Source organism: Sorangium sp. So ce363, assembly GCF_051520435.1.
Taxonomy (GTDB): domain Bacteria; phylum Myxococcota_A; class Polyangia; order Polyangiales; family Polyangiaceae; genus Sorangium; species Sorangium cellulosum_B.
Genome location: NZ_CP150333.1, coordinates 12,676,363 through 12,701,594 on the forward strand (window position 1 = coordinate 12,676,363; position 25,232 = coordinate 12,701,594).

At 71.2% G+C, this 25,232-nt stretch carries 15 protein-coding genes; 5 read left to right on the forward strand and 10 right to left on the reverse strand.

What is annotated here, in order from left to right; all coding sequences use genetic code 11:
• Positions 1–6 precede the first annotated feature (6 nt).
• Positions 7–3,570, forward strand: coding sequence for a PHP domain-containing protein (locus WMF12_RS47800; protein WP_437857202.1), 3,564 nt, complete (start codon positions 7–9; stop codon positions 3,568–3,570).
• Positions 3,571–3,650: 80 nt separating this feature from the next.
• Here the strand turns inward: WMF12_RS47800 and WMF12_RS47805 are convergent, their stop codons facing one another.
• The 3 genes from WMF12_RS47805 to WMF12_RS47815 all read right to left on the reverse strand — a co-directional run bounded on the left by WMF12_RS47805 (position 3,651) and on the right by WMF12_RS47815 (position 11,519).
• Positions 3,651–8,777, reverse strand: a complete 5,127-nt coding sequence (locus WMF12_RS47805) for an AAA family ATPase (protein ID WP_437857207.1) — start codon at positions 8,775–8,777, stop codon at positions 3,651–3,653.
• Positions 8,778–9,115: 338 nt separating this feature from the next.
• Positions 9,116–10,609, reverse strand: a complete 1,494-nt coding sequence (locus WMF12_RS47810; protein WP_437857213.1) for an HTTM domain-containing protein — start codon at positions 10,607–10,609, stop codon at positions 9,116–9,118.
• Positions 10,506–11,519, reverse strand: a complete 1,014-nt coding sequence (locus WMF12_RS47815) for a hypothetical protein (RefSeq protein ID WP_437857216.1) — start codon at positions 11,517–11,519, stop codon at positions 10,506–10,508. The genes WMF12_RS47810 and WMF12_RS47815 overlap by 104 nt, the downstream gene beginning before the upstream one ends.
• A gap of 515 nt (positions 11,520–12,034) precedes the next feature.
• Between WMF12_RS47815 and WMF12_RS47820 the strand changes: the two genes are divergently transcribed.
• Positions 12,035–13,075 (forward strand): oxidoreductase, encoded by a 1,041-nt coding sequence (locus WMF12_RS47820; protein WP_437857221.1) that lies wholly within the window; start codon positions 12,035–12,037, stop codon positions 13,073–13,075.
• A gap of 415 nt (positions 13,076–13,490) precedes the next feature.
• Here WMF12_RS47820 and sucD read toward each other — a convergent pair whose 3' ends face one another.
• The 5 genes from sucD to murA all read right to left on the reverse strand — a co-directional run bounded on the left by sucD (position 13,491) and on the right by murA (position 18,937).
• Positions 13,491–14,372, reverse strand: a complete 882-nt coding sequence (gene sucD, locus WMF12_RS47825; protein WP_437743365.1) for a succinate--CoA ligase subunit alpha — start codon at positions 14,370–14,372, stop codon at positions 13,491–13,493.
• A 95-nt stretch (positions 14,373–14,467) separates the two neighbouring features.
• Complete coding sequence (sucC, locus tag WMF12_RS47830) at positions 14,468–15,664, reverse strand: ADP-forming succinate--CoA ligase subunit beta (RefSeq protein ID WP_437857230.1); 1,197 nt, start codon at positions 15,662–15,664, stop codon at positions 14,468–14,470.
• A gap of 298 nt (positions 15,665–15,962) precedes the next feature.
• On the reverse strand, positions 15,963–16,883 hold the full coding sequence (locus WMF12_RS47835; RefSeq protein WP_437857234.1) for a hypothetical protein: 921 nt from the start codon (positions 16,881–16,883) through the stop codon (positions 15,963–15,965).
• A 153-nt stretch (positions 16,884–17,036) separates the two neighbouring features.
• The gene (gene hisG / locus WMF12_RS47840) at positions 17,037–17,672 is read right to left on the reverse strand and encodes an ATP phosphoribosyltransferase (RefSeq protein WP_437857242.1); all 636 of its coding nucleotides are present in this window, start codon (positions 17,670–17,672) and stop codon (positions 17,037–17,039) included.
• Positions 17,669–18,937, reverse strand: coding sequence for a UDP-N-acetylglucosamine 1-carboxyvinyltransferase (gene murA, locus WMF12_RS47845; protein WP_437743369.1), 1,269 nt, complete (start codon positions 18,935–18,937; stop codon positions 17,669–17,671). Before murA ends, hisG begins: the two co-directional genes overlap by 4 nt.
• Before the next feature lie 185 nt (positions 18,938–19,122).
• Here murA and WMF12_RS47850 point away from each other — a divergent pair, with 185 nt between their 5' ends.
• A complete protein-coding gene (locus WMF12_RS47850) occupies positions 19,123–20,307 on the forward strand; it encodes a hypothetical protein (protein WP_437857250.1) in 1,185 nt (394 codons plus the stop codon).
• Positions 20,282–20,833 (forward strand): DUF2452 domain-containing protein, encoded by a 552-nt coding sequence (locus tag WMF12_RS47855; RefSeq protein ID WP_437743371.1) that lies wholly within the window; start codon positions 20,282–20,284, stop codon positions 20,831–20,833. The genes WMF12_RS47850 and WMF12_RS47855 overlap by 26 nt, the downstream gene beginning before the upstream one ends.
• 13 nt (positions 20,834–20,846) lie before the next feature.
• Here WMF12_RS47855 and WMF12_RS47860 read toward each other — a convergent pair whose 3' ends face one another.
• Positions 20,847–21,833, reverse strand: a complete 987-nt coding sequence (locus WMF12_RS47860) for an NAD(P)H-quinone oxidoreductase (RefSeq protein WP_437873968.1) — start codon at positions 21,831–21,833, stop codon at positions 20,847–20,849.
• A gap of 25 nt (positions 21,834–21,858) precedes the next feature.
• Positions 21,859–22,986, reverse strand: a complete 1,128-nt coding sequence (locus WMF12_RS47865) for a serine/threonine-protein kinase (protein ID WP_437296884.1) — start codon at positions 22,984–22,986, stop codon at positions 21,859–21,861.
• A gap of 545 nt (positions 22,987–23,531) precedes the next feature.
• Here WMF12_RS47865 and WMF12_RS47870 point away from each other — a divergent pair.
• The gene (locus WMF12_RS47870; RefSeq protein WP_437857264.1) at positions 23,532–25,199 is read left to right on the forward strand and encodes a protein kinase domain-containing protein; all 1,668 of its coding nucleotides are present in this window, start codon (positions 23,532–23,534) and stop codon (positions 25,197–25,199) included.
• The last annotated feature ends 33 nt before the right edge of the window (positions 25,200–25,232 follow it).

A 25,232-nucleotide genomic window follows, 5' to 3' on the forward strand; every position in this document is an offset into this window, starting at 1 on the left:
CCCGCCATGCGAAAACGCCGCTCCGCCCTCGCCCTGCCCGCGCCGCGCGGCGCCCTCGGCCTCCTCGCTCTCCTCGGCCTGGTCGGCCTGGTCGGTTGCGACGAGCCGAACCTCCTGCGCGCCAAGCCGATCGAGAACCGGTTCGAGCTGGTCGGCGGCCCGGTGGCGATGGCCGATGTCGGCGATTTCCTGTTGGAGAACGATGAGATCCGGGTCGCGATCCTCGGCCCGCGCCACTCGCCGGGGCCGGGCGTCTACGGCGGCTCGCTGGTCGACGCCGACCTGCGCCGCCCCGATCCGCGCTTCGCGAGCGCGTCGGGCCGCGACCGCTTCGCCGAGTCGTTCCCGGTCGCCAACCTGCTCGTGCCCGATCCGGGCGCCACCGAGGTCTTCGTGGTCGACGACGGCTCCGACGGGCAGGAGGCGATCGTCCGGGTCGAGGGCGACGGCGGCTTCCTCTTCCACGCGCTCGGCGTGCTGAAGACCCAGGAGGACCTGCTCGGCCTCCTGTTCGACGGCCTCAAGCCGGCGATGCGCTTCCGCACCGACTACGTCCTGCGCCCGGGCGAGCGGTTCGTCACGATCCGCACGACGCTCCTCCTGCCGGACGAGGTGCTCGGGTGCCCGAGCGTCGCCTCGTGCGCGCTCGAGTGCGCGGACGGCCTCGCGGCGGGCGACGACGGCTGCCCCGCGTGCGCCTGCGGGGAGCCGCTCTCGCTCGACAACTACGCGGGCCCCTCCGACATCTTCAGGGGCATCCTTGGCGACGAGCGGAACGGAGATCCCGAGCGGAAGGGCGGGATCGTCGCCGGCGATTTCGTCTTCTTCGGCAACCAGAACGACATCTTCGGCCCCGGCATGGGCTTCGACGAGGAGAAGGCGGTGTTCGACGCCCTCTTCTCCGGCCGGGACACGTTCCAGCAGCCGCTCAGCTTCGATTTCGTCGCCGCGGCCGGCGGCGACGTCAGCTACGGCTATTTCACGAAGGCGCCGGAGGGCGGCCCGCCCTCCACGGTCAACGTCCCCGTCTTCACGAGCGCGGCGACGGCCTTCCTGAGCGCCGGCCGGAGCTGCCTCGCCGCGGACTCCGACGACGACGCGTGCGACCGGAAGCGGTCGTTCACCTACGAGCGCTACTTCGCCGTGGGCGAGGGCGACATCGCGAGCGTCGCCGAGGTGGTGTACGGCGCCCGGGGCACGCCGACGGGCGCGCTCGAGGGCGCCGTGCGGTGGCGGTCGACGGGCGCGCCCGTGCCGAACGCGCGGGTCCACGTCTTCCGCGACCCCGACCCGGGCGCCGCCTTCGCGAGCGTCGACGCGCTCGTCGAGGCGAACCTCGCGCGCTCGGGGGACGTGGGGCTGCTCAGCTCCGTCGACGCCGACCTCGGGCTCGATCCGGTGGAGGACGGCGACTTCCACGCGCGGCTCGCGCCCGGCGGCTACCTGCTCGTCGCCGAGAACCCCGAGGGCACCGCCGTGTCGGCGCCGATCCGCGTGGCGCTCGGCGCCGGGGACACGATCTCGGTGGCGGCGGAGCTGCCGAGCCCCGCGCGGATCGCGTACCGGGTGGTCGACGAGGGAGGCCGGCTCGCGCCCGCCAAGCTGACGTTCGTCGCGCTCGACGCCGCGGGCCAGCCGCTCGAGGGCGACGGCACGAGGCGGGTCTACCTCGGCCACGGCCGCCTCGGCAGCGGCGTCCGGCAGATCGAGCGATCGGCGACGGGCGAAGGCGCGGTCGAGATCGAGCCCGGGCGCTACCGCGTCCTCGCCACGCGCGGGCCCGAGTTCGGCCGGTTCGAGATCCCCGACCTCGAGGTGCGCGCCGGGGAGGTCCGGCGGATCGAGGCGGTCGTGCCGCGCGAGGTCGACTCGACGGGCTGGATGTCGATCGACATGCACCTGCACCAGCGCCCGAGCTTCGACAGCGGCCTGCCGCTCGAGGAGCGGGTGACCTCGGCGGTCGTCGAGGGGCTCGACGTCGCGGTGACCACCGACCACGACGTGCACACGGATCTCGCGCCCGCGGTGAGGCAGCTGGGGCTCGAGCCGCACCTGAAGACGGCGGTCGGCGCCGAGGTCTCGACGCTCGAGCTCGGGCACTTCATCGGCTTCCCGCTCCGCTACGACGAGCTCGACGCGCCGGATCACGGCGTCTTCGACTGGGTCTGCCGCGCGGGCGGGGACGTGATCGACGGGGTGCGCGGCACGGCGGCGGAGGGCGACGACGCGCTCGTGATCGTCGCTCACCCGCGCGACGGGTTCATCGGGTACATCGACCAGCTCGGCGTCGACCCCTTCACGCTGCGCCGGTCGATCCCGACGCTCGAGGCGAGCAACCCGCTGTTCCAGGCGGGCAGCTGCGATTTCGACGCGATGGAGGTCTTCAACGGGAAGCGGCTCGATCTGCTCCGGACCCCCACCGTGCAGGAGGTCGTCGATTTCAACCGGTGCCTGTCCCGGATCGACGCCGCGACGGACGAGGCGTCGCTCCGCGCGGCGTGCGCCGAGCTTCCTGGCGGCCTCCCGGCGTGCAAGCCCGGCGAGCGGTATGCGGCGTGCCAGCAGCGCGCCCGCTCGGCGCTCGCCTGGAGCGTGACCAAGCGGATCCTGACGAGGACGTCCGAGGAGCAGGACGCCGTCTGGGACTTCGACACGACCGCGGCCGACGGGGAGGCGCTCTGCCTGGGAGGCGAGGGCGGCGTGGTCCCGCCGGAGGACGCGGATCGGCCGTGCACCTTCCACGCGGGCCAGGTCGACGACCTGTTCCGCTACCTCGACCACGGCTTCTCGCCGACGCAGGTGGGGAGCAGCGACAGCCACGGCGCCTCGCTGGAGCCGGGCTTCCCGCGCACCTATTTCCGCTCGCCGACCGACCAGCCGGCGGCGCTCGATCTCGAGGAGGCGACCGGGGCGCTCCGCGCGGGCAGCGCGTTCGCCACGTATGGGCCATTCGTTCGCGCGAGCGTGGGCGGCGCGACGTTCGGCGGCGTGGCGCGCGTCGAGGGCGACACGGTGCCGCTCGACCTGCGGATCGAGACGGCGAGCTGGTTCGGCGTGGATCGCGTCGAGGTCTACGTGAGCGGCCGCCTGGTCCGGGTGCTCGAGCCGCCTTCGGGGCCGTCGGCGATCGTGGACGTCGACGAGCGGCTCGTGTTGCCGGCGCCGCCGTCGGACGGCTGGGTCGTGGTGGTGGCGATGGGCCTGCGCGACGAGAACCTCCTCACGCCGGTCGCGCTGCCGGTGTCGTTCGGCGAGCTCCAGCTGCCTCGGGTCGCGAGCCTCGCGTTCACGCAGGTCGAGGCGCTCTCCCGGTTCTTCACGGCGTCGCCGCCGGTCCCCGACTGGTACCCGGTGGCGCCCTACGCGGTCACGAACCCCATCTTCCTGGATCGCGACGGCAACGGCGTCTACGACGCCCCGCGCGGCCCGCCCCCGTTCTGCGCGAGGCCGTGCGACCCGGCCGTGCTCGATCCGTCGCAGTGCCCGGAAGGGCAGCAGTGCCTGGTGAACGAGCGCGTCTGCGGGATCTTCGTGCTCGGCCGCTGCGAGGACAAGCAGGCGTCGCCCTAGCGCCCGAAAGGTGGGCGCGCGCGCGCGGCCCGCGCAGACCTCACCAACGGGCAGGAGCGACGGCCGAGCGCGCCGCGCGCTCAGCGGGGCCGTGCGGCAGGGGACGGCGTGATCGCGTGGGCGATGGCGCTCTGGAGCGTCGAGCGGGTGATGATGCCGCGGAGGTCGATCCCGCCCTGCGTGAGCGCACGGGCGACCTCCGGCTGCATCCCGGTCAAGATCGCCTGCGCGCCGAGCAGCCGCAGCGCCGAGGCGGTGCGGATCAGCGAGTCGGCGACCCCGGCGTCGACGCGCTTCAGTCCGGTGATGTCGATGATCACGATGGACGGGTTGTGGCGCTCCACCCCGGCGAGGGTCGCCTCCAGCACCTGCGCGGCGCGCGCCGCGTCCATCGTCCCGATGAGCGGCATGACCAGCACGCGATCGGTGATCGGGATGATGGGCGTCGCCATCTCCGAGAGGCGCAGCCGCTGCACCCCGATGATCTCCTCCTGGAGCGCTGCCCGGGCCTGCTCGGCGCGCTCGCGCTCGCGGAGCTCCTCGAGCAGCAGCTCGTTGGCCCGGTTCAGCTCATCTGCCTTCTGCGACAGGCGCTCGTTGACCGAGAACAGCTCCTCGGTGCGCCGCTGCACCTCGCTCTCGAGCCGATCGTTCATGGCGCGGTGCCTCTCGGAGACCTCCTGCAGCCGGCCGTAGAGCAGCGCGTTCTCGAGCGCCGCCGCGACCTGCGCGCCCAGGAGGCGGAGCAGCTCGGTCTGCTCCGGGGTGAAGGCGCCGCTCGCGAGCGTGTTCTCCACGTACAGCACGCCCGTGAGCCGGTTCTGGTGGACGAGCGGGAGGCCCATCACCGACTTTGGCCGGTGCGCGGCGAGGTAGGGATCCGCCGCGAAGCGAGGGCTCGCCGCGGCGTCGTCCAGGATGAGCAGCTCCCGCGTCCGCGCCACGTAGTGGACCACGCTGACCGGCAGGGCCGAGGACTCCTCCAGTGGACGCCGGAGCTCCACCTCGATCGACGCAGGATCGATGGTGACGGACGCCTCGATGAACAACCGCTCTTCGCGCGCGAGCACCAGGAAGCCGCGCTGGCCGCCGGCGCTCGCGAGGACGGCGCGCATCACGCGGTCGAGCGCCTTCCCGAGCACGAGCTCGCTGGAGATCGCGTGCGTCGTCTGAAGCACCGCCGCGACGTCGGCGAGCTTGTGGAGGAGCGAGTGGCTCACCGACATGGAGCTCGTCCTCGCGGCGGCCTTCTCGTGCTCCGCCGCGGGCCCCCGGGCGATGGGGAGCGGGTCGAGCCCGTGCTGCCGGATCAGCTCCGTGGCCTTCCGCTCTGCCCCCCACTGCCGGTAGGCGTGCATCGCCGCGTCCAGGTAGAGCGTCGCGATGCGCCGCCGGCCCTTGCGAGCGTAGTACAGGCCGGCCAGCTCCGACGCGAGCGCCTCGTACTGCACGAACTCGCTCTGGCGGGCGGCGTCGATGGCGTCGTCGTAGAGCCCCATCGCCTCGACGTCGCGGCCGGAGGCGCGCGCCGCCTCGGCCAGGACGAGGACGTGCTTCACGCGGAAGTTGTCGGGGCAATGGCGGGCCCAGAGCTCGAGCTTCTCGAGCGACGCGGAGAGCGCCCCGGCGTGCCGCTCGCGCTCGCGCTCGTCATGCTCGCCGAGCGCGACCAGCGTGAGCGCGAGATAGAAGTGGTAGGTCGCCTCGATCGGCATCGCCATGACGGCCCCGAGCACCGGGCGCGCCGCCTCCGCGGCGGCGAGCGCCTCCTCGGGGCGGCCGTGGGAATAGAGGAGGATGAGCCGGATGATGTGGTAAAAGGCGATCCCGCACCCGAAGCTCGCCCGGGTGAGCGCGGCCAGGCACGCTTCTTCCGAGAATTCTGCAAAGCCCTCCTCGCTCAGCGAGGCGTCGGCCGCCGTGAGCCCCTTCAGGCTGCGCAGGAACTGCTGCTCCAGCCGGATCGTCTCGAGGACGGCGTGATTGCCTGTCTTGCGCGCGAACGACGCGAAGCGCTCGGCGACGCGGTCGACCTCCGCCAGCGGATCGCCCTTCTCGTAGACCTGCCAGACGGTCTCGAAGGCCAGGTAGCTCGCGTACACCAGGTCGCCGGCCTCGATGCACGCGAGGAACGCCCGCTCCAGGATGGGGAGATCGTTCCGGATGTGCTGGACCCAGAAGTTGATGTGATCGCCGTGGAGGTGCAGCAGCGTCCCCCGCAGCGAGACGTCCCCGAGCTTCTCGTTCAGCCGGATCGACATCTCCGAGAAGCGGAATCCCGACGGGATATCGCCAAACGCCGCGACCAGCATGAGCCCGTAAACGCTGTAGGCGAAGCACGACGCCTCGGTGTTGCCGTGCCGCAGCGACAGGTTCAGCATCTTCAGCGCGATGAGCGGGAACACGCCCGGCCGCCCGATGTACGCGCAGGGAGCGCAGTCGGCGAGCAGGTTGATGACCGCGCGGATCTGCTCGTCGGCGAGCAGCGGCGCGTGCAGGATGTCCTCGATGCTCCTGCCCGCCATGCTCTCCGGGATCTGCGCGACCTCGGCGGAGACGGCGGCGCCGATCTCCTCGCTCGCCCCGGGGATCTCGACGCCGAACAGGCGCAGCGCCTCCTGTCCGACGGTGACGCCCTCGTCGTAGCGGCCGGCGACCTGGTAGAGCTTCATCCGCAGGCTCTGGACCCGCGCCCGATCGAGGTTCGACGCCGCCACCTCGAGCAGCCGCTGGAACAGCGCCTCGGCCTCGGTGAAGCGGCCGCACAGGTACTCGCACTCGGCCGCCTCCAGCGTGAGCGCCCAGCGCAGCGCCTGATCCCGCGAGGCGCCGTCGTCTCCGAGCGCGCTCCGCCCGGCGCTGAAGTACTCCGCCGCGGCCCCGTACGCGGTCGAGCTCTTGGCCTTCCTCCCGGCGCGCAGGTTCAGGCGCGCGAGCAGATCGCGCTCGCCGGGATCGGCGATGAGGGCGGCACCATAGTTAAGATGGTTTACCGTGTCGAACAGCTGCTCTTCCTGCGGCTCGCCGCGCTGGCTGGCCAGCATCAGGCGGCCTACGCGCAGGTGGGCGGCACATCTGTGCTCGTCCGCGATGAGGGCATAGGCCGCCTGCTGGACGCGATCGTGCAAGAACTGGTAGGAGACGGCGAACGACGCGTCGGTCGCGGGCTCGCCGTGGGACGGGTCTTCCGGGTGCACGAGCCGGTAGTCGGCGTCGATGGGGAGCAGGACCCCTTCCTGCATGGCCGCCCAGAGATCCTGCGCCGCCTGCGCGGCCGGCAGCTCGGAGATCGTCGCGAGCGTGCGCAGGTCGAACCGGTGCCCGATGCACGCGGCGAGCGTCAGGGCGCGCTGGGTGGGCGGCGCGAGCCTCTGCAGCTTGGCGATCATGAAGTCGACGACGTTGTCCGTCACGGCCCGCGACTCGATGGCTGCGAGATCCCATGTCCATCTGCCGGTCTCCGGGTCGCACCGGAGGAGCCCGTCGTCGCTCAGCATTCGCAGGAACTGCCCGATGAAGAACGGGTTGCCCAGCGTCTTGTCGTGGATGAGCTCGGAGAGCTGGGCGACGTCCTGCGCCGCGCGGCCGAGGGCGTCCGAGGCGAGCGCCGTCACGTCGTCCTGCGAGAGCGGGGCGAGGGGGATGTCGGTCACGGCCGCGCTCGCGGCGCGGACGGCGTCGAGGGTGATGACGAGCGGGTGCGCCGGGCTCACCTCGTTGTCGCGGTACGCCCCGACGACCAGGAGATGGCGTGTATCGGCGTCGGTGAGCAGGAGCCGCAGCAGCCTGAGCGACGCCGGGTCCGCCCACTGGAGGTCGTCGAGGAACAGGACCAGCGGGTGCGCCGGAGCGGCGAATACGCCAAGGAAGCTCCGGAACACCATGTCGAAGCGGTTCTGCGACTCGGAGGGGCCGAGCGCCGCGACCGCGGGCGCCTCGCCGACGATGAGCGCGAGCTCGGGGATGAGGTCGACGAGGAGCCCGGCGTTCGGGCCGAGCGCCGCGCCGAGCTCCGCTCGCCAGTGGGCCAGCGCGTCTGTCCGCTCGGAGAGGAGCTGCTGCACGAGCCCCCTGAACGCCTGGACGACCGAGGCGCAGGGCACGCCGCGGTTCAGCTGATCGAACTTGCCGTGCGCGAAGTGGCCGCCGACCCTGGCGATGGCCTTGTAGGTCTCGTGGACCAACGCGCTCTTGCCGACGCCGGAGTAGCCGGAGACGAGCACGAGCTCCGCGGCGCCCGCGCGGGCCCGCTCGAAGGCGGCCAGGAGCCAGTCCCGCTCCTCGTCTCGGCCGTAGATCTTCTGCGGGACGCGCAGCTCGTGGCTGCGATCGCGCTGACCGACGGGGAAGGGGTGGACCCGGCCTGTCTGCTCGAGGGACCGCAGGCACTCCGCGAGGTCTGCCTTGACGCCGTACGCGCTCTGGTAGCGGTCCTCCGGCGCCTTGGCGAGGAGCTTCATGACGATCTCGGAGACCGGCCGGGGGACGTCCCCGCTGCGCTCGTGCGGCGGGGCGGGCTGCCGCGCGATGTGGCTGTAGAGGACGTCCACCGGATCGCCGTCCGGGAACGGCAGGGCTCCGGTCAGCATTTCATACAGCGTGACACCGAACGAGTAGAGGTCGGCGCGGTAATCGATGCCCCTGTTCATGCGCCCTGTCTGCTCGGGCGACATGTACGCGAGCGTGCCTTGCAGGGTGGACGCCGAGGTCGACTGTTGAAACTCCTGCTTGAGCCGCGACGAGGCGCCGAAGTCGATGAGCGTGGCGCGGCGCAGGTCCGAGCTGACGATGATGTTGCTGGGATTGATGTCCTTGTGCGTGACGTGACAGCGGTGCACCGCGCCGATGGCGTCGGCGATGGCCGCCGAGAGCGCCAGCGCCGCGCGGAGATCCAGCCGGCGATCGTCGAGGATCGCCCTCAGGGTCGTGCCCTCGACCGCCTCCGTGACGAGGGCGAGGCCGCCGCGCGTCCTCTCGAGCGAGCACACCCTCACCACGGACTCGAGATCCAGATCGCGCAGGAGGCTGAACTCGTGCCGCAGCAGGGCGAGATCGCGGACGCTCGGGTGCTCCCCCTTCAGCGTCTTGATGACGACCGGCCGCTGATCCGCGGCGCGGCGGCCGCGGTAAACGTGCGTCTTGCCGCCCTCATGGATCAGCTGCTCGACGACGTGTCCTGGCAGATCGAACGGTGCTGTGGTGGTCATGACGTGCTTGCGCTCCACCTCGTGATGGCTTCGTCCACACGTACCGTGCGGCCGATTACGTCCGGGAAGGACCAGTATAGGGCGGTCTTCTGCGGATTCACCCAGGGAGTGCAAAGAAGGGGGCTCGACGTGTGCTGTGTCACGCTGCAACGCCGCGTTCCTTGTCGTTGTGTGTGATGCGGAGTACTCGACGCGAAGCGCCCAGGTTCGTTCCTGGGCGCGGGTGAGGCATTTCCGTGCCGCCCGGCCCTCGTGGCGGAGCGCCTCGCAGGCGTTAACCAAGCTTCGCGCCCTGAGGGTGACCGAACGAGCTTGGTTAACGCCTATGCCCCGAGGGCCTACCGTGAGCGTGCGATCAAGGACCCCTCTGGCGACGCGCAGCTCGGGTGGTCGAGGAGGCCGCGCGGCTGCGACGCGAGATCGAGGGTCGGATCGACGAGGTCGCGGAGGGGACCTCCGTTCAGCGACGCGACGACCCTGGCCGTGACGATGGGCCGCACCCCGGAGTCCTTTTGCAAGCGATCGGCCACGTGGTGCGCGAAGTCGACGAGCATGTCGGGCCGCGCGCACATCTCCCCGAGCTGGCGGCTCGTGAGCCACGCCTCGACGTCGAGCGGCTCGCGCACGCCGGTCCTCGGATCCAGCACGTGAATCCCGAGCTCGCTCACATTCTTGTCGCGCAGCTTCATGCGCCACGAGAAGCGGTGTCCGGCCTCGTTCCAGGCGACGTCGCCCGGATAGACCCAGTGCCGGAGCGGCACCACGAGGTGGAACAGGAGATACCCGTGGAGCAGCGCGAGCGGCAGCGCGCTCCGGCGCGGCGCGGCGGGCGAGGGGGCGCGGGCGACGTCGCCGGGGGAGTCCGCGCCCTTGAACAGGAAGGGCAGCCGCCGCCTCGGCCACGAGGGATCGCCGAACAGCGCGAGCGAGGCGATCATCGCGTAGGGGAAGATACCGATCTTGAACAGGAGGGCGTTGGACAGGTTGAACGCCACGGCGAGCGCCGCGCCGAAGGGGAAGGTGCGCCGGGAGAAGAGCAGGAAGCCCATCGAGAGGTCGATGAAGAGCCCCGCATACGAGAGCGCGAGCCCCGCTGCCTGTGAGGCAAGGAGCGGCCCGACGAGGGGCGCGTCGCCGTGCGCGGCGAGCCACATGGTGAGCGGCTGCCCCCGGAGCCAGTCGCCGTTCAGCTTCGCGACGCCGCCGTAGAAGTAGACGACGGCGATCTGGGCCTTCAGGGCGAAGAGATAGAAGCGCGGCACGGTCTCCGCCGGCGCGCCGGGCGCCGCCCCGGCGGGCGAGGCGCGCCGCGCGCGGAAACGATCCAGCGAGAGCGCGCGGTGCGCCGGGGCGGCGGCGAGCAGCAGGCCGAGGAGGCAAAGGAGATAGAGGTGGTTGAGGTATTGTGCCTTGTCGAGGAGGAAGACATAGGTGAGCGCGGCGCAGAGGAGCGCGGCGCTCACCCGGTAGAAGAGCCCGACGGCGCAGAGCAGCGCGAGGACGAAGAGGGCGCCGAAGTGCCAGTACATCCCAGTCCCGCCCCACGGGCGGACGAAGGGGACGAAGCTGAAGAAGAAGCCTGGCTCGATGTAATAGCGGTAGATCCGATCGTGGAGGGCGTACCGGACGACCTCCCACGCGATCAGGGCGCCATAGCCGGCGCGGAAGACGGCGAGCGAGGCGGCGTCGACCTCGGCGGTGAGGTAGGCCGCCCAGCGCCGCGCGAGGTCACTTCCAGTGCCCGTGCGCGTGCCCGTGCTTGTGCTTGTGCTTGTGCTTGCCGTGAACGTGGATGTGGACCGGTCGGCCGTCGTCATCGTCGTCGTCGTCATCGTGGACCACCACCACGCCAGGAGCCCTGTTGACCTTCACATCCACGTTCCACGCCGTCGCCACCACGACGTTGAGGGCAGGCGCGCTCGGGCCGACGATGACGTGCACGCCGGGGCGGTAGCCGACGAGCACCACGTCGGCGTGCGTCGGGTGCGCCACGACGACGGTGAGCTTCACCGGGTTGACCTTCGCCCCGACCTTGCCGACGCAGTAAAGGCCGCCCGGGCCGGGGGTGAGCACGACGAGCTCGGAGCCCTGTCCCACGAAGCCGAGCTTGATCTTGCGGTCGCCGACGGGGACCGGCTTCAGGTCCGCGTCGAGGACGTAGACCCTGACCTGACCGGAGGCCTTGTCCGCGACGACCTCGATCGTGTCGTCGCCGACCACCTGGATCACCCCGCCGTTCGGGCCCGTCTTGCCGGGGGGGATGGGCCTCTTCTCGGCCTTTCTCGCGCCCTCGACGATGACCTTCGTGCCGCCTGAGGGCACGTGGAGCGTGCCATTCCACGGCTTCCCGGAGACGCTGATGTTGTACTTCACCTCGGTGAGATCGGCCTCGAGCTTGGGCCCGGTCGCGACGAGGAGCCCTGTCTTCGCGTCGAGCGCGAGTGGGGCCTGCGCGTCGCCGTTCGGCCCTTTCCAGGTGAGTGTGCCGCTCACGTCCTTGTCGATGGGCTTGCCGTCAGGCGCCTTCACGATCGCCTTCACGGCGCCGTCGGGCGCGAAATCCCACCCGACCGAGCCGCCGTCGTGCTCCTCGGTCAACGGATCTTCGATCGCCACGGGGACCGCCTGGACCGACTCCTCGGTCACGCTGGCCTCGGCGGTGGTCTTGCACCCTGTCGCGAAGGGGCTACCGGCGATCAAGGTGGTCAGGGCCACCACGGAAAGGATGCTCTTGGCTTGCATCAAAGCCTCCAAGCGCAGGAGGGTATCGCAACCGCCGCGCCGCGTCTGCACGAACCGCCTCGTTCCACGTCGATGAGGGGCACGGGCGACGACATTGGATGCGCGGTGACCACTTCGCCCGTGATCGTCGCTCGCGCGTGCCTCCGGCGTGAGCTCGTAGGGTTCGAAGAAGCCTTGTGCGGAGTGCCTCGTGGGATGACGAGCGATGTGGATGCTCTGGGCATATCGCCGAGCGCGATGGCGAACGCGGCGGGTGCCTGTGGCAGCTCGGCAGGCGCAATCGCGGCGTGCCAGATGCTTCGGGGCGGCTCACCAGGCGCGCGCGTGCGTGGTGTTGCGGATGTGGCGGTTCGCCAGCCGCCCTCACGCCAGGCGCGAGCGTGCGTGGTGTTGCGGACGCCTGTGGCGGTTCGCCAGCCGCCGTCACGCGCCTCTGGAGGCTCCTCGGCGTTTTCGCGCCTGGGCTTCCCCCCAGCGCCTCTTCGGGCTAGCGTCCCGGACGAGCCCGTCCTGCCATGTCCCAGCGCGTCTATGTCGGCCTCGTCGGCTACGGCCTCGCCGGCGCCGTTTTCCACGCCCCGCTGATCCGGTCTGTCCCACGGCTGCGCCTCGCCGCCATTGCGACCCGCCGGGAGGGCCAGGTCATGGCCGACCACTCGGGCGTCGCCGTGCATCCGACGCCCGAGGTGCTGATCGCCGAGCCAGGGATCGACCTCGTGGTCATCGCCTCGCCCAACGAGACCCACTTCCCGCTCGCGCGCGCTGCGCTCGAGGCGGGCAAGCACGTGGTCGTCGACAAGCCGTTCACGATCACGAGCGCCGAGGCCGACGAGCTCATCGCGCTGGCCGCGCGCCGGGGCCGGCTCCTCTCGGTCTTCCAGAACCGCCGCTGGGACGCGGACTTCCGCACCGTGCGCAGCTGCATCGAGCAGGGCCTGCTCGGCGAGGTGGCCTCGTACGAGGCGCATTTCGATCGCTTCCGCCCCGCCATCAAGCAGGGCTGGCGAGAGCAGGAGGCGCCTGGCTCGGGGATCCTGTACGACCTCGGCGCGCACCTGATCGATCAGGCGCTCGTGCTCTTCGGCTTGCCGCGCGCGGTGACCGCCGACGTCCTCGCGCAGCGATCCGGGGCGCGCACGGTGGACTATTTCCACCTGACGCTCGACTACGGCAAGCGCCGGGTGATCGTGCGCTCCTCGACGCTGGTGCCCGAGCCGGGGCCGCGCTTCGCGGTCCATGGCGACGGCGGGAGCTTCCTCAAGCACGGGATCGACGGCCAGGAGGACGCCCTCAAGGCAGGCACGCGCCCGGGTGTACCGGAGTGGGGGCGGGAGGACCCGCGCTGGTTCGGCACGCTCGTCACGGTAAGCGGCGAGCGCCGCGTAATCGAGAGCCTGCCCGGCGCCTACGAGGCCTATTACGAGGGCATCGCGACGGCGATCCTCGACGGCGCCCCGCCGCCGGTGCGCGCCGAGGAGGCGCGCGACGTGATCCGCGTCATCGAGGCCGCGATGAAGAGCGCCGCCGAGCGGCGGACGATATCGCTGGGGGCGTGATCGACGCTGCGCAGGAAAACCGCTGCTTGCGTTGAGAAGCGGTTGAAGAGCGCATGCTCACGCGACCTCCGTCGCCTCCTACCGAGGGTGCTTATCGATCGGTGGGAATGCGCCGATATCCGAGGTGCGTCACCAACGACAGCGGTAGTCCCGGGGGATGGGCCGATGTCTGAGGTGGGTTAAAAAGGGACAGCGGTAGGCCCGCGGCGAGGGTGCTCGTTGGGCGGGGTGGGGGATGGGCCGATGTCTGAGCCCGAGGCATCTCTCCTCCGGCGAAGCTGGAGGAGAGATGCCTCGGGCGAGTTCGGCGGGGCCCCCGCCCCGCCCAACGAGCACCCTCGCCGCGGGCCGGGCAATTCGGAAGATCGCGCACAGCAAGGCCGCTGCACGCTCGGCGCCCTCTCGGGCCAGGAGATCAGCGCGCCGCCGCCATCGCGGCCTGCATCGCGATGCCCATCTCGGCCGGCGTGGCGGCCACCTTGGCCCCCGCCGCCTCGAGCGCCGCGATCTTCTCGGCCGCCGTGCCCTCGCCGCCCGCGATGATCGCGCCGGCGTGGCCCATGCGCTTGCCCGGAGGCGCCGCGCGGCCGGCGATGAACGCGGCCACCGGCTTCTTCATGTTCTTCTTGATCCACGCCGCCGCGCGCTGCTCGGCCGTCCCACCGATCTCGCCGATCAGCACCACGCCGTGGGTGTCGGGATCCTGGTTGAAGAGCTCGAGCACGTCGATGAAGTCCATGCCGCCGACCGGATCGCCGCCGATACCCACGCAGCTCGACTGGCCGATGCCGAGGGCGCTCAGCTGGCCGACCGCCTCGTAGGTCAGCGTGCCCGAGCGGGAGAGGACGCCGATGTGGCCCTTCTTGTGGATGTGGCCCGGCATGATCCCGATCTTGCACTCTCCCGGGGTGATCACGCCGGGACAGTTCGGCCCGATGAGCCGCGTCGGCTTCCCCTCGAGGAAGCGACGGACGCGGATCATGTCGAGCACCGGCACGCCGTCGGTGATGCAGATGACGAGCTTGCAGCCCGCATCGACGGCCTCGGTGATCGCGTCGGCCGCGCCGACCGGCGGCACGAAGATGCACGAGACATCGGCGCCCTCGTTGCGCACGGCCTGCTCGACCGTGTCGAAGATCGGCACCTTGTCTTCGAATCGCTGGCCGCCGCGGCCCGGCGTCACGCCGGCGACGACCTTCGTCCCGTACTCGATGCAGGCGCGGGCGTGCTGCGACCCGTAGGCGCCCGTGATGCCCTGGAAGACGACCCGCGTGTCCTTGTTGACGAGGATGCTCATCGCTTGATTACTCTACCTTCAACGTGGACAGGAGCTCGGCCATCGCCGCTGGCTCGCTGCTCAACTGGGTTCGAGGCTCGGTGCTCGCGGGCGCCCTAGGCGCCGGCCTTGCCGCCGCGCGTGGCGGCCACGATCTTCTGCGCGCCGTCGGCCATGGAGCTCGCCGACTGGATGGTCAGGCCGCTCTCGTCGAGCAGCTTGCGGCCGGCCTCGACGTTCGTCCCCTCGAGGCGCACCACGAGAGGCACCTTGAGCCCGAGCTCCTTCGCCGCGGCGATGACCCCGGCCGCGACGACGTCGCAGCGCATGATGCCGCCGAAGATGTTCACGAAGATGCCGCGGACCCGCTCGCTCCGGAGGATGATCTGGAACGCGGTCTTCACCTGCTCCTGCGAGGCGCCGCCGCCGACGTCCAGGAAGTTCGCCGGCTTTCCGCCGTAATGCAGGATGATATCCATCGTCGCCATCGCGAGCCCGGCGCCGTTCACGAGGCAGCCGATGTCGCCGTCGAGCGACACGTAGGACAGCCCGGCCCGCTTCGCCTGCAGCTCGACCGGATCCTCCTCGTCGACGTCGCGCATCCCGTTCCAGTCGGCGTGCCGGAACTCGGCGTTGTCGTCGAAGCTCACCTTCGCGTCGAGCGCGAAGACGTCGCCGGCGCCGGTCACGACGAGCGGGTTGATCTCGAGCAGCGAGCAGTCCTCCGCGGTGAAGCACGCATAGAGCGAGGCCACGAGCTTCAGGAACTGGCGCTGCGTCTCCTTCGCGGTGAGCCCGAGCGCGATCGCGAGCTGCCGCGCCTGGTACGGGGCGAGGCCGAGCACCGGATCGATGAAGAGCTTGTAGATCTTCTCCGGCGTGCTGTGGGCCACCTCCTCGATGTCCATGCCGCCCTCGGTCGAGGCGATCACCGCGACGCGGCGGCGCTCGCGATCGACGAGCATCGCGAAGTAGAGCTCGCGCGCGATGTCGAGGCCCTGCTCGATGTAGAGCCGCCGGACCTTCTGCCCCTCGGGGCCCGTCTGCTTGGTGACGAGCTGCATGCCGAGGATCTTCTCGGCGAGGGCGGTCGCCTCCGCGCTGCCACCCTTCGCGACCTTGACGCCGCCGCCCTTGCCGCGGCCGCCCGCGTGGATCTGCGCCTTCACGACGACGACCGGGTTGCCTGTCTGGGCGATCAGCCGATCGGCGATCGGCGCCACCTCACTTGCCTGGAAAGCGGGCTCCCCTTTCGGTACCGGCACTCCGTAGCGAGCGAAGAGCTGCTTGCCTTGATACTCGTGGATTTTCATGAGAGGGGCCGCCACCCTATCACAAGGCCGCGCCCGCGCGAGACTCGAAAAACAGGGTCGACGGACGTCAGTGTGCCCGGTGCCTTGCCTTGCCTGCCCGCGCGCGTGAGTCACGTGTTACGTTTTGTTACGCTCCGGCACGTTACGTTTCGAGTGTTTCGCGCCGGCTCACCCATCCATGGAAAAGTGCGGCGGCGCAGCGCTCGACGTCGTCTGCCTTGGTGGTGCATGACGTCGGCGCCCGCGGCGCTGCGCCCTGGCGCGTCCGGCGCGGGGCCACAGCGCCGCTTCCGTCGCCTCACTTGGCGGCGTAGGGCGGCGGCTCAGGCCGGCGGAGCGCCACGAGGGCGAACAGGCCGGGCAGGATGTCGTCCTCGACCCTGGAGACCTTGCCTTCGAGGCTGATCTTGAGCTCATCGAACGGCGTGTAGGTGAGCCCGGCGCTCGCGGAGACGCTCGGCTGAGGCGCGAACAGAAAGGCAGAGAGGGCGCCGTCCGGTTCGTAGAGAGCCTGGACTCTAAAGACCGGATGGATTGCCACCTTCGGGAGGACATTGGCGATGATCTCGCCTCCCACCCAGGGATTCAGCGCGATCGCTCCCGCCTCGTCCGCCGCGCCGACCAGCCCGACGCTGCCGTCGATCGACACGGACAGCGCCTCGGCCGGGTAGAGCTCCAGGGCGACGACCGCCGAGTAGAAATCGATCGACGGATACAGCGCGACGCCCGACCAGGTCGACCAGAGCGGCTGCATCGTGGTGAGACCGGCGCCGAACGTCGGCGCGTCGACGTCGAGATCGAAGCCGCCGAAGAGGTTGATCTCGTATCCCTCGCCGAGGACGAGCCCGGGCTCGACGCCGAGCATCCGGCCCGGGACGGTGCTGATCATGGTCGAGGTCGTCGGGAAATAGTTGATCCAGCCGTCCCAGTCCTCGATGCCAATCGGGTGCGTGATGATGCCCAGCCGGAGGTGGTGATCCTCGCGGCCAATCTGGAGCATCGCCCACTCGGGCGGGCCGATCTTGATCCCCGGCGTCAGCAAGGACCACGTGGGGTAGACGAACGCCGGCAGCCCGAACGCCGGCAGCCCGAGCGGCGCCGTGGTCGCCTGCACGTCGAGATCGAGCCGGAAGTACAGCGAGCCGCTCGCGAGCCGGAGCCCGACCTCGGCCTGCGCGAGCGCGTCGAAGCGAAGGGCCGCGGGCTGCTCGCGGTGCACGCCCGCGACGACGCTGGTCCCCCCTCCCACCCAGGTGTCGATGTCGGCCGGGAGCGCGGCGAGGTGCGGTAGCAGCTGGGCCTCCTCTCTCTCTGGGTCTCCGGACGGCGGCTGTCCTCGATCAGCGAGCGGCGACGAGCGCCCCCGCGGGGATCACCGCCCCTCGCCGGCCGTCGCGGCCCGCAGGCGCTCGACCAGCGGGCGGATGACGTCGCTCCGCAGCTTGTAGGACGCGCGGTTCGCGATGAGCTGGGTGCTCACCTCGGTGACCGTCTCGAGCACCTCGAGGCGGTTCTCGCGCAGCGTCGAGCCCGTCTCGACGATATCGACGATCAGGTGGGAGAGCCCGACGAGCGGCGCGAGCTCCACCGAGCCGTGGACGGGGATGATCTCCGCCACCACGCCCTTTCTCGCGAAGTGATCCCCGGCGATCCGCGGGTACTTCGTGGCGACGCGCGGCAGATCGGGCACCTCCGTGTCCTCCGGCCCGGCCACGACGAGGCGGCAGCGGCCGATGCCGAGATCGAGCGGCGTGTAGAGATCGTGGCGGCGCTCGAGGAGCGTGTCACGGCCGGAGACCCCGAGATCGGCGGCGCCGTACTCGACGTAGGTCGGGACGTCGTCCGGCTTCAGGAACACGTACCGGAACGCGCCGTCCGCCGTCGGCCGGACCAGGCGGCGATCGTTCTCTTCGAGGGGCGTGCTGTCGAGGCCCGCGCGCCGCACGAGCGGGATGAGGTCCTTCAGGATCCGCCCCTTGGGGACGGCGATGGTGAGGGGCTTCGTCATCCGGCCCGCCCCTCGACGCGCACCGTGTCGGCGCCTAGCTGCGCGAGCTTGCGCTCCATGAACTCGTAGCCGCGATCCAGGTGGTAGACGCGCAGCACCTCGGTCTCGCCCTCGGTCGCCACGAGCCCGGCGATGACGAGCGACGCGCTCGCGCGCAGATCGGTGGCCATCACGGTCGCGCCCGACAGCGGCGCGCCGCCGTGCACGTGCGCCGTGTGGCCGTCCACGTCGATGTGCGCCCCCATCCGCGAGAGCTCGGGGACGTGCATGAAGCGGTTCTCGAAGATGGTCTCGACGATGCGCGACGTGCCCTGCGCGAGGCACATCAGGACCATGAACTGCGCCTGCATGTCGGTCGGGAAGCCCGGGTGCGGCGCCGTCGTGACGTCGACGGCGCGCAGCGGCCGCCCCTCGCGGCGGACGCGCACGCAGTCGCCCTCGCGGCCCACCTCGACGCCCGCCTGGCGGAGCTTGGCCGCGACCGCCTCGAGGTCCTCGAGCGGCGCGTTCTCGATCAGCACGTCGCCGCCGGCCGCGGCCGCCGCGACCATGTACGTGCCGGCCTCGATCCGGTCGGAGATGATCGCGTGGTCGAACGGCTCCAGCTCGTCCGCGCCCTCGATGTGGATGACGTCCGTGCCCGCGCCGCTCACGCGCGCGCCCATCTTGTTGAGCACTCGGCCGAGCTCCTCGACCTCGGGCTCGCGCGCGCAGTTGACCAGCGTGGTCCGCCCCTTCGCGAGCGCCGCGGCCATCATCAGGTTCTCGGTGCCGGTCACCGTCGGCAGATCGAACACGACCTCCGCGCCGCGCAGCCGCTTGCACTCCGCGACGATGTAGCCGCGCGACAGCCGGATCGTCGCGCCGAGCGCCTCGAGGCCCTTGAGGTGCTGATCCACCGGGCGCGTCCCGATCTGGCAGCCGCCGGGGAGCGACACCTTGGCGCGGCCGAAGCGCGCGAGCAGCGGGCCGAGGACCATGACGCTCGCGCGCATCTGCTTGACGAGCTCGTAAGGCGCCTCGGGCCGCACGTTGTCGCCGGCGCCGACCTTCACGAGCGGCGGCGCGGTCTCGACGTTGCGCCCGAGGAACCGGAGCAGCGCCGAGGTCGTCTCGATGTCGCGCAGCGCTGGCACGTTGCGGAGCAAGCTCTCCCCGTCGGAGAGCAGCGTCGCGCAGAGGATCGGCAGCGCGGCGTTCTTCGCGCCGCTGATGCGGATCTTGCCGGAGAGCGGCTTCCCGCCCCGGATCCGGATGGAGTCCATGCCCCCGCTATCGCACAACCCGCGGCGGAACGCGATGTTTCGGGGGCCGCGCGCCGCGCGCCGTGTTTCGCCCCGTGCTCGGCGCCGGCCGTCGCGATCGCCGCCGGCTCACCGCGCGGGGCCGGCGGGCGACGGGGCCCACTTTCCCGTGCGCTTCCCGTGCGCTCGTCTAGTCTCCACCGGCCATGCGACCGAGCGCCATCGCCCTGTCCTCGCTGCTCGCCGCGTCTGTGGCCCCGCTCGCAGCCGCGCAGCCGTCGGCCGATCTCCGCGGGTTCCGCGCCTCGATTGACCCCGGGGCCGGCGTCTACCTCGAGCCCGCCGCGACCCCGGACACGGGCGAGTGGAGCGCGAGCCTCTGGGCCTCGTACGCCTACCGCCCCATCGTGCTCCGCGATCCCGCCTCGGGCGAGGTCCGCTTCGACGTCATCCGCCACCAGGTCAGCGCGGATTTCGCGGCCGGCGTGGGCATCGCGCGGCGCTTGCTCGTCGGGCTCACGCTGCCCGTGGTCCTCCACCAGACCGGCGACGCGCCCATGTCCGACGCCACGCGGGTGCTCGGCGACACGTGGCTCCCGGCGCAGGCGCTCGGCGATCTCGGCCTCGTCGGCAAGCTCACGCTCGTGCAGCCCACCGGCGGCGATCTCGGCGGGCTCGCGCTCGCGCTGCACGAGCGCTTCACGCTGCCCACGGGGGACGAGGCGTCGTTCGTGGGCGAGGGGGGCGTCACGAACGAGCTCAGGCTCCTCGCCGAGTACCGCCTGATCGCGTTCGGCGCGCACCTCGCGGCGGGGGTCAAGCTCCGCGCCGGCGAGGCCCGCTTCGGGTGCCAGGCGACCCCGGCCCCCGCCGCGGGCGACGATCCGTGCCCCACGGTGTTCGGCCACGAGCTCCCCTTCGGCCTCGGCCTCTCGTTCCGGCCGCAGATCCTGGGCATCGACCCGGAAGGGCGCGCCACGTTCTTCCTGGAGGCGCACGGGCACCTCCCGCTCTCGCCGATCGCGCCGTTCGCGAGCCAGGAGGCGGCCGCGCTCGAGCTCGGCCTCGCCGCGCGCTACGCGCTGGGCGATGTCTCGTTCCTGGCCGGCGTCGAGACGGCGCTGGCCGGCGGCGTCGGCACCACGCCGCTGCGCGCCGTCCTCTCGGTGGCCTGGACCCCGCGCGTCCACGACGCCGACGAGGACGGCGTTCCGGACGACGTCGACCAGTGCGGCGAGCTCGCGGAGGACCGCGACGGCTTCCAGGACGACGACGGGTGCCCCGAAGGGGACAACGACGAAGACGGCGTCTTCGACGACGAGGACCGCTGCCCCACGCAGAAGGAAGACGAGGACGGCGTCGCGGATGAAGACGGGTGCCCTGACCCGTGACGCCGGGCCGTGGACGATCCATGACGACGTGGACCGCATGAGCGACGACGGCTACACGAAGCACGGCGGCGGCCGCCACGAGGGGCCCTCCCGCACCTCGCCGTATCCCCTGAGCCGGCTCTCCGCGCCGCACGAGCTCGTCGACGTGGCGCGGGAGATCCAGCAGGCGGACGCGCTGCTCGGCGCGGTCACCGGCGGCAAGCTCGCGCAGATCGCGCGGCAGATCCGGTCGCTCCAGGAGGAGGCGCGGCGGGTCCTCGAGGCGGCGCAGCGCGACGGCGAGCTCCACCGGGCGGCGTGCAACTTCAAGAAGCGGCCCGGCCACGTCTACCACCTGTACCGGCGCGGCGACGGCGTCCCTTACCTCTCGATGCTCTCGCCGGAGGAGTGGGGCGGCTCGCCGCCGCACGCGTTCGAGGGCTCGTACCGCCTCGAGGTCGACATGTCGTGGACGCCGGCGCAAGAGGCCGAGGCGCACGACGCGGAGGCTGGCGCGCTCGCGCGGCTCACCGGCCGCGGCGCCTGACCGCGACGCTCGCTCACCCGCCGAGCTGGAGCAGCACCTTCCCGAACGACGCGTTGCTGGCGACGTAAATATGCGCTGCAGCGGCATCGCCGATCGGGAAGACCCGGTCCACGACCGGCCGCACCGCGTGGCTCGCGAGCCAGGGGGAGATGTTCCGCTCGAGCACCTGCGCCGCCGCGATCTTCTCCTCGAGCGGGCGCGAGCGGAGCACGGTGCCGAAGAGCTCGACGCGCTTCCGCAGGAGCTCGCGCAGATCGAGCTCCGTGGACGCGCCGGCCGTCAGCCCGACGAGCGCGATCCGGGCCTTCAGCGCGCACGCCTTGAGGTCCTCGCCGACGTACGCGCCTCCGACGAGCTCGAGGACCACGTCGACCCCCGCGCCTCCGGTCGCCTTCAGCACCTCGTCCGCGAACGTCGCGCCCGACGTCGCGATCCCGGCGTGCAGCCCGAGCTCGCGGCAGCGATCCAGCTTGTCCTGCGTGCGCGACGTCCCGACGACGAAGCACCCGAGCGCGCGGGCGATCTGGAGGCCGGCCGTGCCCACGCCGCTGCCGACCGCGTGCACCAGCGCGCGCTCGCCGGGCGCGAGCCGGGCGCGCGTCACGAGCGCGTCGTAGGCGGTGACGAACGCCTCGGGGACCGCCGCCGCCTCCTCGTCCGTGAGCCCGTCCGGCACCGGTGCGACCTCGCGCTCGTGCGCGACGACCCGCTCGGCGTAGGCGCCGCCCGCGAGGAGGCCGAAGACGCGATCGCCCGGCGCGAAGCGGCGCGCGCCCTTCCCCGTGGCCTCGACCACGCCGGAGTACTCGAGCCCCGGCACGTCCTGCGGGGCGCCGGGCGGCGCCGGGTAAAAGCCCAGCCGCTGGAGCAGATCGGCGCGGTTCACCCCGGCGAAGCGGACGGCGACGCGCACGTGCCCGTCGGGCACCTCGGGCGCATCGACCTCGCGCACCTCGAGGACCTCCGGCCCGCCCGGCTCGCGAATGACGACGGCGCGCATCTTCAATGTGCCGCTCACGCCCCGTTCATTCTTCCATGGGCGGCGGGAGCACGCTCTTCCGGTAGAAGTACTCCACCTTCTCGGAGTCCGGATCGGCCGGCTCCTTCTCCGGCTCGGCCGGCGCGTTGCCGCCGATCGCCGCCTCGATCTGCACCTGCTCGAGGGCGTCCATCATCGAGGCCGCGCTCGGGAAGCGCTCCTCGCGGTCGAGCGCGAGCGCGCGCATCGTCGCGACGTCGAGCGAGTGGGGCACCTCGGGCCGCAGCATGCGCGGGCGGATCGGCTTCACGCGCTGGATCTCCGCGAGCAGGGCGGCGGCCGTCGGCGCCTTGAACGGCAGCTGCCCGGTGAGCATCACGTAGAGCAGCATGCCCACCGAGTAGAGGTCCGCGCGCGCGTCGAGATCGCGGACGCCCTGCGCCTGCTCCGGGGCCATGAACGCGGGCGTGCCGGCGATGGCGTGGCTCCCCGCGGCGGCCATCGACACGAGGATCGACGGCGCCACCCCCGTGTTGAACGCCTCGGCGACGCCGAAATCGAGCACCTTCACGGTGAGCGGGCCGCGGTCGCCGCCGACGAGGCAGATGTTGTCCGGCTTGAGATCGCGGTGGAGGATGCCCTCGGTGTGCGTGACGACGAGCGCGCTGAGCACCTGGACGGCCACGTCCAGCACGACGGGAATGGGCATGGGGCGCTCGCGCGCGAGCCGCTCGGTGATGGTCTCCCCCTCGAGACGCTCCATCACGAGGTAGGGCGTGCCGTCGTCGAGCACGCCAAGATCGTAGACCTCGACGATGTTCGGATGGCCGAAGCGGCCGGCGACGGCGGCCTCGTTGTGAAAGCGCGCGATGGCCGTCTTGCTCTGAGCGTACTGGCCGCGGAGCGTCTTGATCGCGACCCGGCGCCGCAGGCCGATGTGGATCGCGTCGTAGACCATCCCCATCCCGCCCTTGGCGATGACGCCGAGGATGCGGTAGCGGTCGTGCAGCAGGCGGCCGACGAGCGGCGCCTCCTTCGTCGGCCGCGGCTGATCGGGATCGATATCGGGCGGCAGCGGCCCGTCCACCGGCCACCCCGACTCGCCCCTGCTCGTCGGCGGTACCCGCGTCGAGGAGGGCGGGGCGACGCTCGGCGTGAGCGCCGTGCCGTGCACCGGGCACCTCTCGGTGTCCGACGGGTGCGGCAACCCGCACGCCTGGCATCGGATGAAGTGCTGCGGCGGCATCGGGGACCCGGTCAGAGTACGGGTACATCCGCCCATGCAGCAAGCTCGTTCAGGGAGCGAGCGTCCCGGCTGGGGGGGCACGCCCACAGCGTGTGGTTGGGTAGCCAACCCATGTCATCTTCAGCAGCTGGGTTGGATCGGCTCGCGGCTTACGGTAGGCTGAGCTCAAACGTGCCGCAGCCGGTCCGAAAACCAACCCGACGAGCGCGAGAGGTACCGCAGCGGGGCGGGTACCAGAATTTGCATCCGAACGTAAGACGAAACGTAAGACGAAACGTAAGACGAAACGTAATCCGGAACGTAAGACGGTACGTCGACCTGAACGTTGACCAGCACGTAAGCCAGTACGTAAACCAGTACGTAAATCGAACGTAAGTCGAGCGTTGGGCAGCGCGTGACGGGCTCGGGGTACGCTTTCCCCGACTGCCAGCAGTGGGGGCCAGCGGGATGGGAAGGGGAAAGAGACAGAGGCCATGAGCACGGCGGAGAAGCTTTCGGACGGTGCCTCGGCCAGCGGTGAGTCCGATCCGCTGCTGGGAAAGGTCTTGAATCAGAAGTTCAAGATCCACTCCCTCCTCGCGACGGGCGGCATGGGCGTCATCTATCGCGGCGAGCAGATCGCCCTCGAGCGCCAGGTCGCGATCAAGGTCCTGACGCCCACGAACTCATCGAATCAGATTGACCCCAACTTTCATAAGCGCTTCTTCCTCGAGGCGAGCATCCTCGCCAGGCTCCAGCATCCGAACATCGTCACGGTCTTCGACTACGGCCGAGTCGAGAACATGGAGCCCGAGCGGTACTTCATGGCCATGGAGTTCCTCGAGGGCGAGACGCTCTTCCGGCGGCTGCGCAAGGCCGGCCGCCTCTCGGCGCCCGACTCGATGGGCATCGCCCGGCAGATCGCCCGCGGGCTGCGCGAGGCGCACAAGCACGGCGTGGTGCACCGCGATCTGAAGCCGTCGAACGTCATGCTCGTCCCCGGCGAGGACACCGGAGAGCTCGTCAAGATCCTCGATTTCGGCCTCGTGAAGGTGCTCGCGGACGACTCGGAGGAGCTCACGCAGCAGGGCTCGTTCCTCGGCTCCCCGCGCTTCATGTCGCCGGAGCAGATCTCGCACGGCAAGGTCGATCTGCGGACGGACGTGTACTCGCTGGGCGTGATCCTCTACCAGATGCTCTGCGGGAAGGTCCCGTTCGAGGCGCAGAACTCGGTTCAGATCCTGATCGCCCACCTGCAGCAGCCCGTCCCGCGGATGAAGGAGCGCAACCCCGAGGCCGACGTACCCGAGCCGCTCGAGGCGTTCGTGCTGCGCTGCCTGTCGAAGGATCCGGACGGCCGACCGGCCAACATGGAGGCCCTCATCCGCGGGCTCGGCGAGTGCGCGCAGGCGATGGGCCTGTCCCCGGCGTTCGGCTCGACGGGCCTCGTGACCATGGACTCCACCGGCACCGGCAGGATGCCGACGCCGATGCCGCCCGTGCGCGTGATGACGGCGATCCCCGCCAGCTCGTCGTCGCCCACGTCGACGTCCGGCGCCACGACCTCGCAGGTGGACGACGCCTCGCTCGGCGCCGCCTCGCGCCCGGCCGACGCCGCGCCGCAGGGCCGAAAGGGCATCGTGCTCGTCGCGGTGGGCGTCCTCGCCGTCGCGGGCATCGGGGTCGCGATGTCGCAGATGCGCTCCGGCGAGCCGCCGCCGGCGCCGGCCGCCGCGCAACCGGAGAAGCCGCAGATCGCGCCGCCGCCAGCCGACGTCGGGTCGTTCGTGCTGATGGTCGAGTCCATGCCGTCCGGCGCCGAGGTGCTGGAAGACGGCAAGCCGCTCGGGAACACGCCGCTCCAGCTGTCGCTCTCGAACAGCTCCGTGCGCGCCAACCCACGCCGGCTGACCGTGCGCCACGAGGGGTACGAGCCGTACTCGATCGTCCAGGGCCCCTCCGATCAGTCCGTGCGCCTGGTTGCCACGCTCACAAAGCAGGCCGCCGCGCCGACGAGCACGCCTGCAGCGCCGACGCCGCCCCCGGCCGCCCCGGCGCCTCGCCCGTACTCTGGCCGGCCGGCCCCCAGGCCCGCGCCCGCCCCCGACGCGCCGCCCCCGCCTCCTTCTCCTCGGCCGCTGGATATCCAGATCGAACGATGACCCTCCAGCGCCCCACACACCACATCGTCGTCT

Coding starts and splice junctions, on each gene's coding strand:
- WMF12_RS47800 (WP_437857202.1), top strand. CDS start 7: ATGCGAAAACGCCGCTCCGCCCTCGCCCTGCCCGCGCCGCGCGGCGCC.
- WMF12_RS47805 (WP_437857207.1), bottom strand. CDS start 8,777: ATGACCACCACAGCACCGTTCGATCTGCCAGGACACGTCGTCGAGCAG.
- WMF12_RS47810 (WP_437857213.1), bottom strand. CDS start 10,609: ATGACGACGACGACGATGACGACGGCCGACCGGTCCACATCCACGTTC.
- WMF12_RS47815 (WP_437857216.1), bottom strand. CDS start 11,519: ATGCAAGCCAAGAGCATCCTTTCCGTGGTGGCCCTGACCACCTTGATC.
- WMF12_RS47820 (WP_437857221.1), top strand. CDS start 12,035: ATGTCCCAGCGCGTCTATGTCGGCCTCGTCGGCTACGGCCTCGCCGGC.
- sucD (WP_437743365.1), bottom strand. CDS start 14,372: ATGAGCATCCTCGTCAACAAGGACACGCGGGTCGTCTTCCAGGGCATC.
- sucC (WP_437857230.1), bottom strand. CDS start 15,664: ATGAAAATCCACGAGTATCAAGGCAAGCAGCTCTTCGCTCGCTACGGA.
- hisG (WP_437857242.1), bottom strand. CDS start 17,672: ATGACGAAGCCCCTCACCATCGCCGTCCCCAAGGGGCGGATCCTGAAG.
- murA (WP_437743369.1), bottom strand. CDS start 18,937: ATGGACTCCATCCGGATCCGGGGCGGGAAGCCGCTCTCCGGCAAGATC.
- WMF12_RS47850 (WP_437857250.1), top strand. CDS start 19,123: ATGCGACCGAGCGCCATCGCCCTGTCCTCGCTGCTCGCCGCGTCTGTG.
- WMF12_RS47855 (WP_437743371.1), top strand. CDS start 20,282: ATGAAGACGGGTGCCCTGACCCGTGACGCCGGGCCGTGGACGATCCAT.
- WMF12_RS47860 (WP_437873968.1), bottom strand. CDS start 21,833: ATGCGCGCCGTCGTCATTCGCGAGCCGGGCGGGCCGGAGGTCCTCGAG.
- WMF12_RS47870 (WP_437857264.1), top strand. CDS start 23,532: ATGAGCACGGCGGAGAAGCTTTCGGACGGTGCCTCGGCCAGCGGTGAG.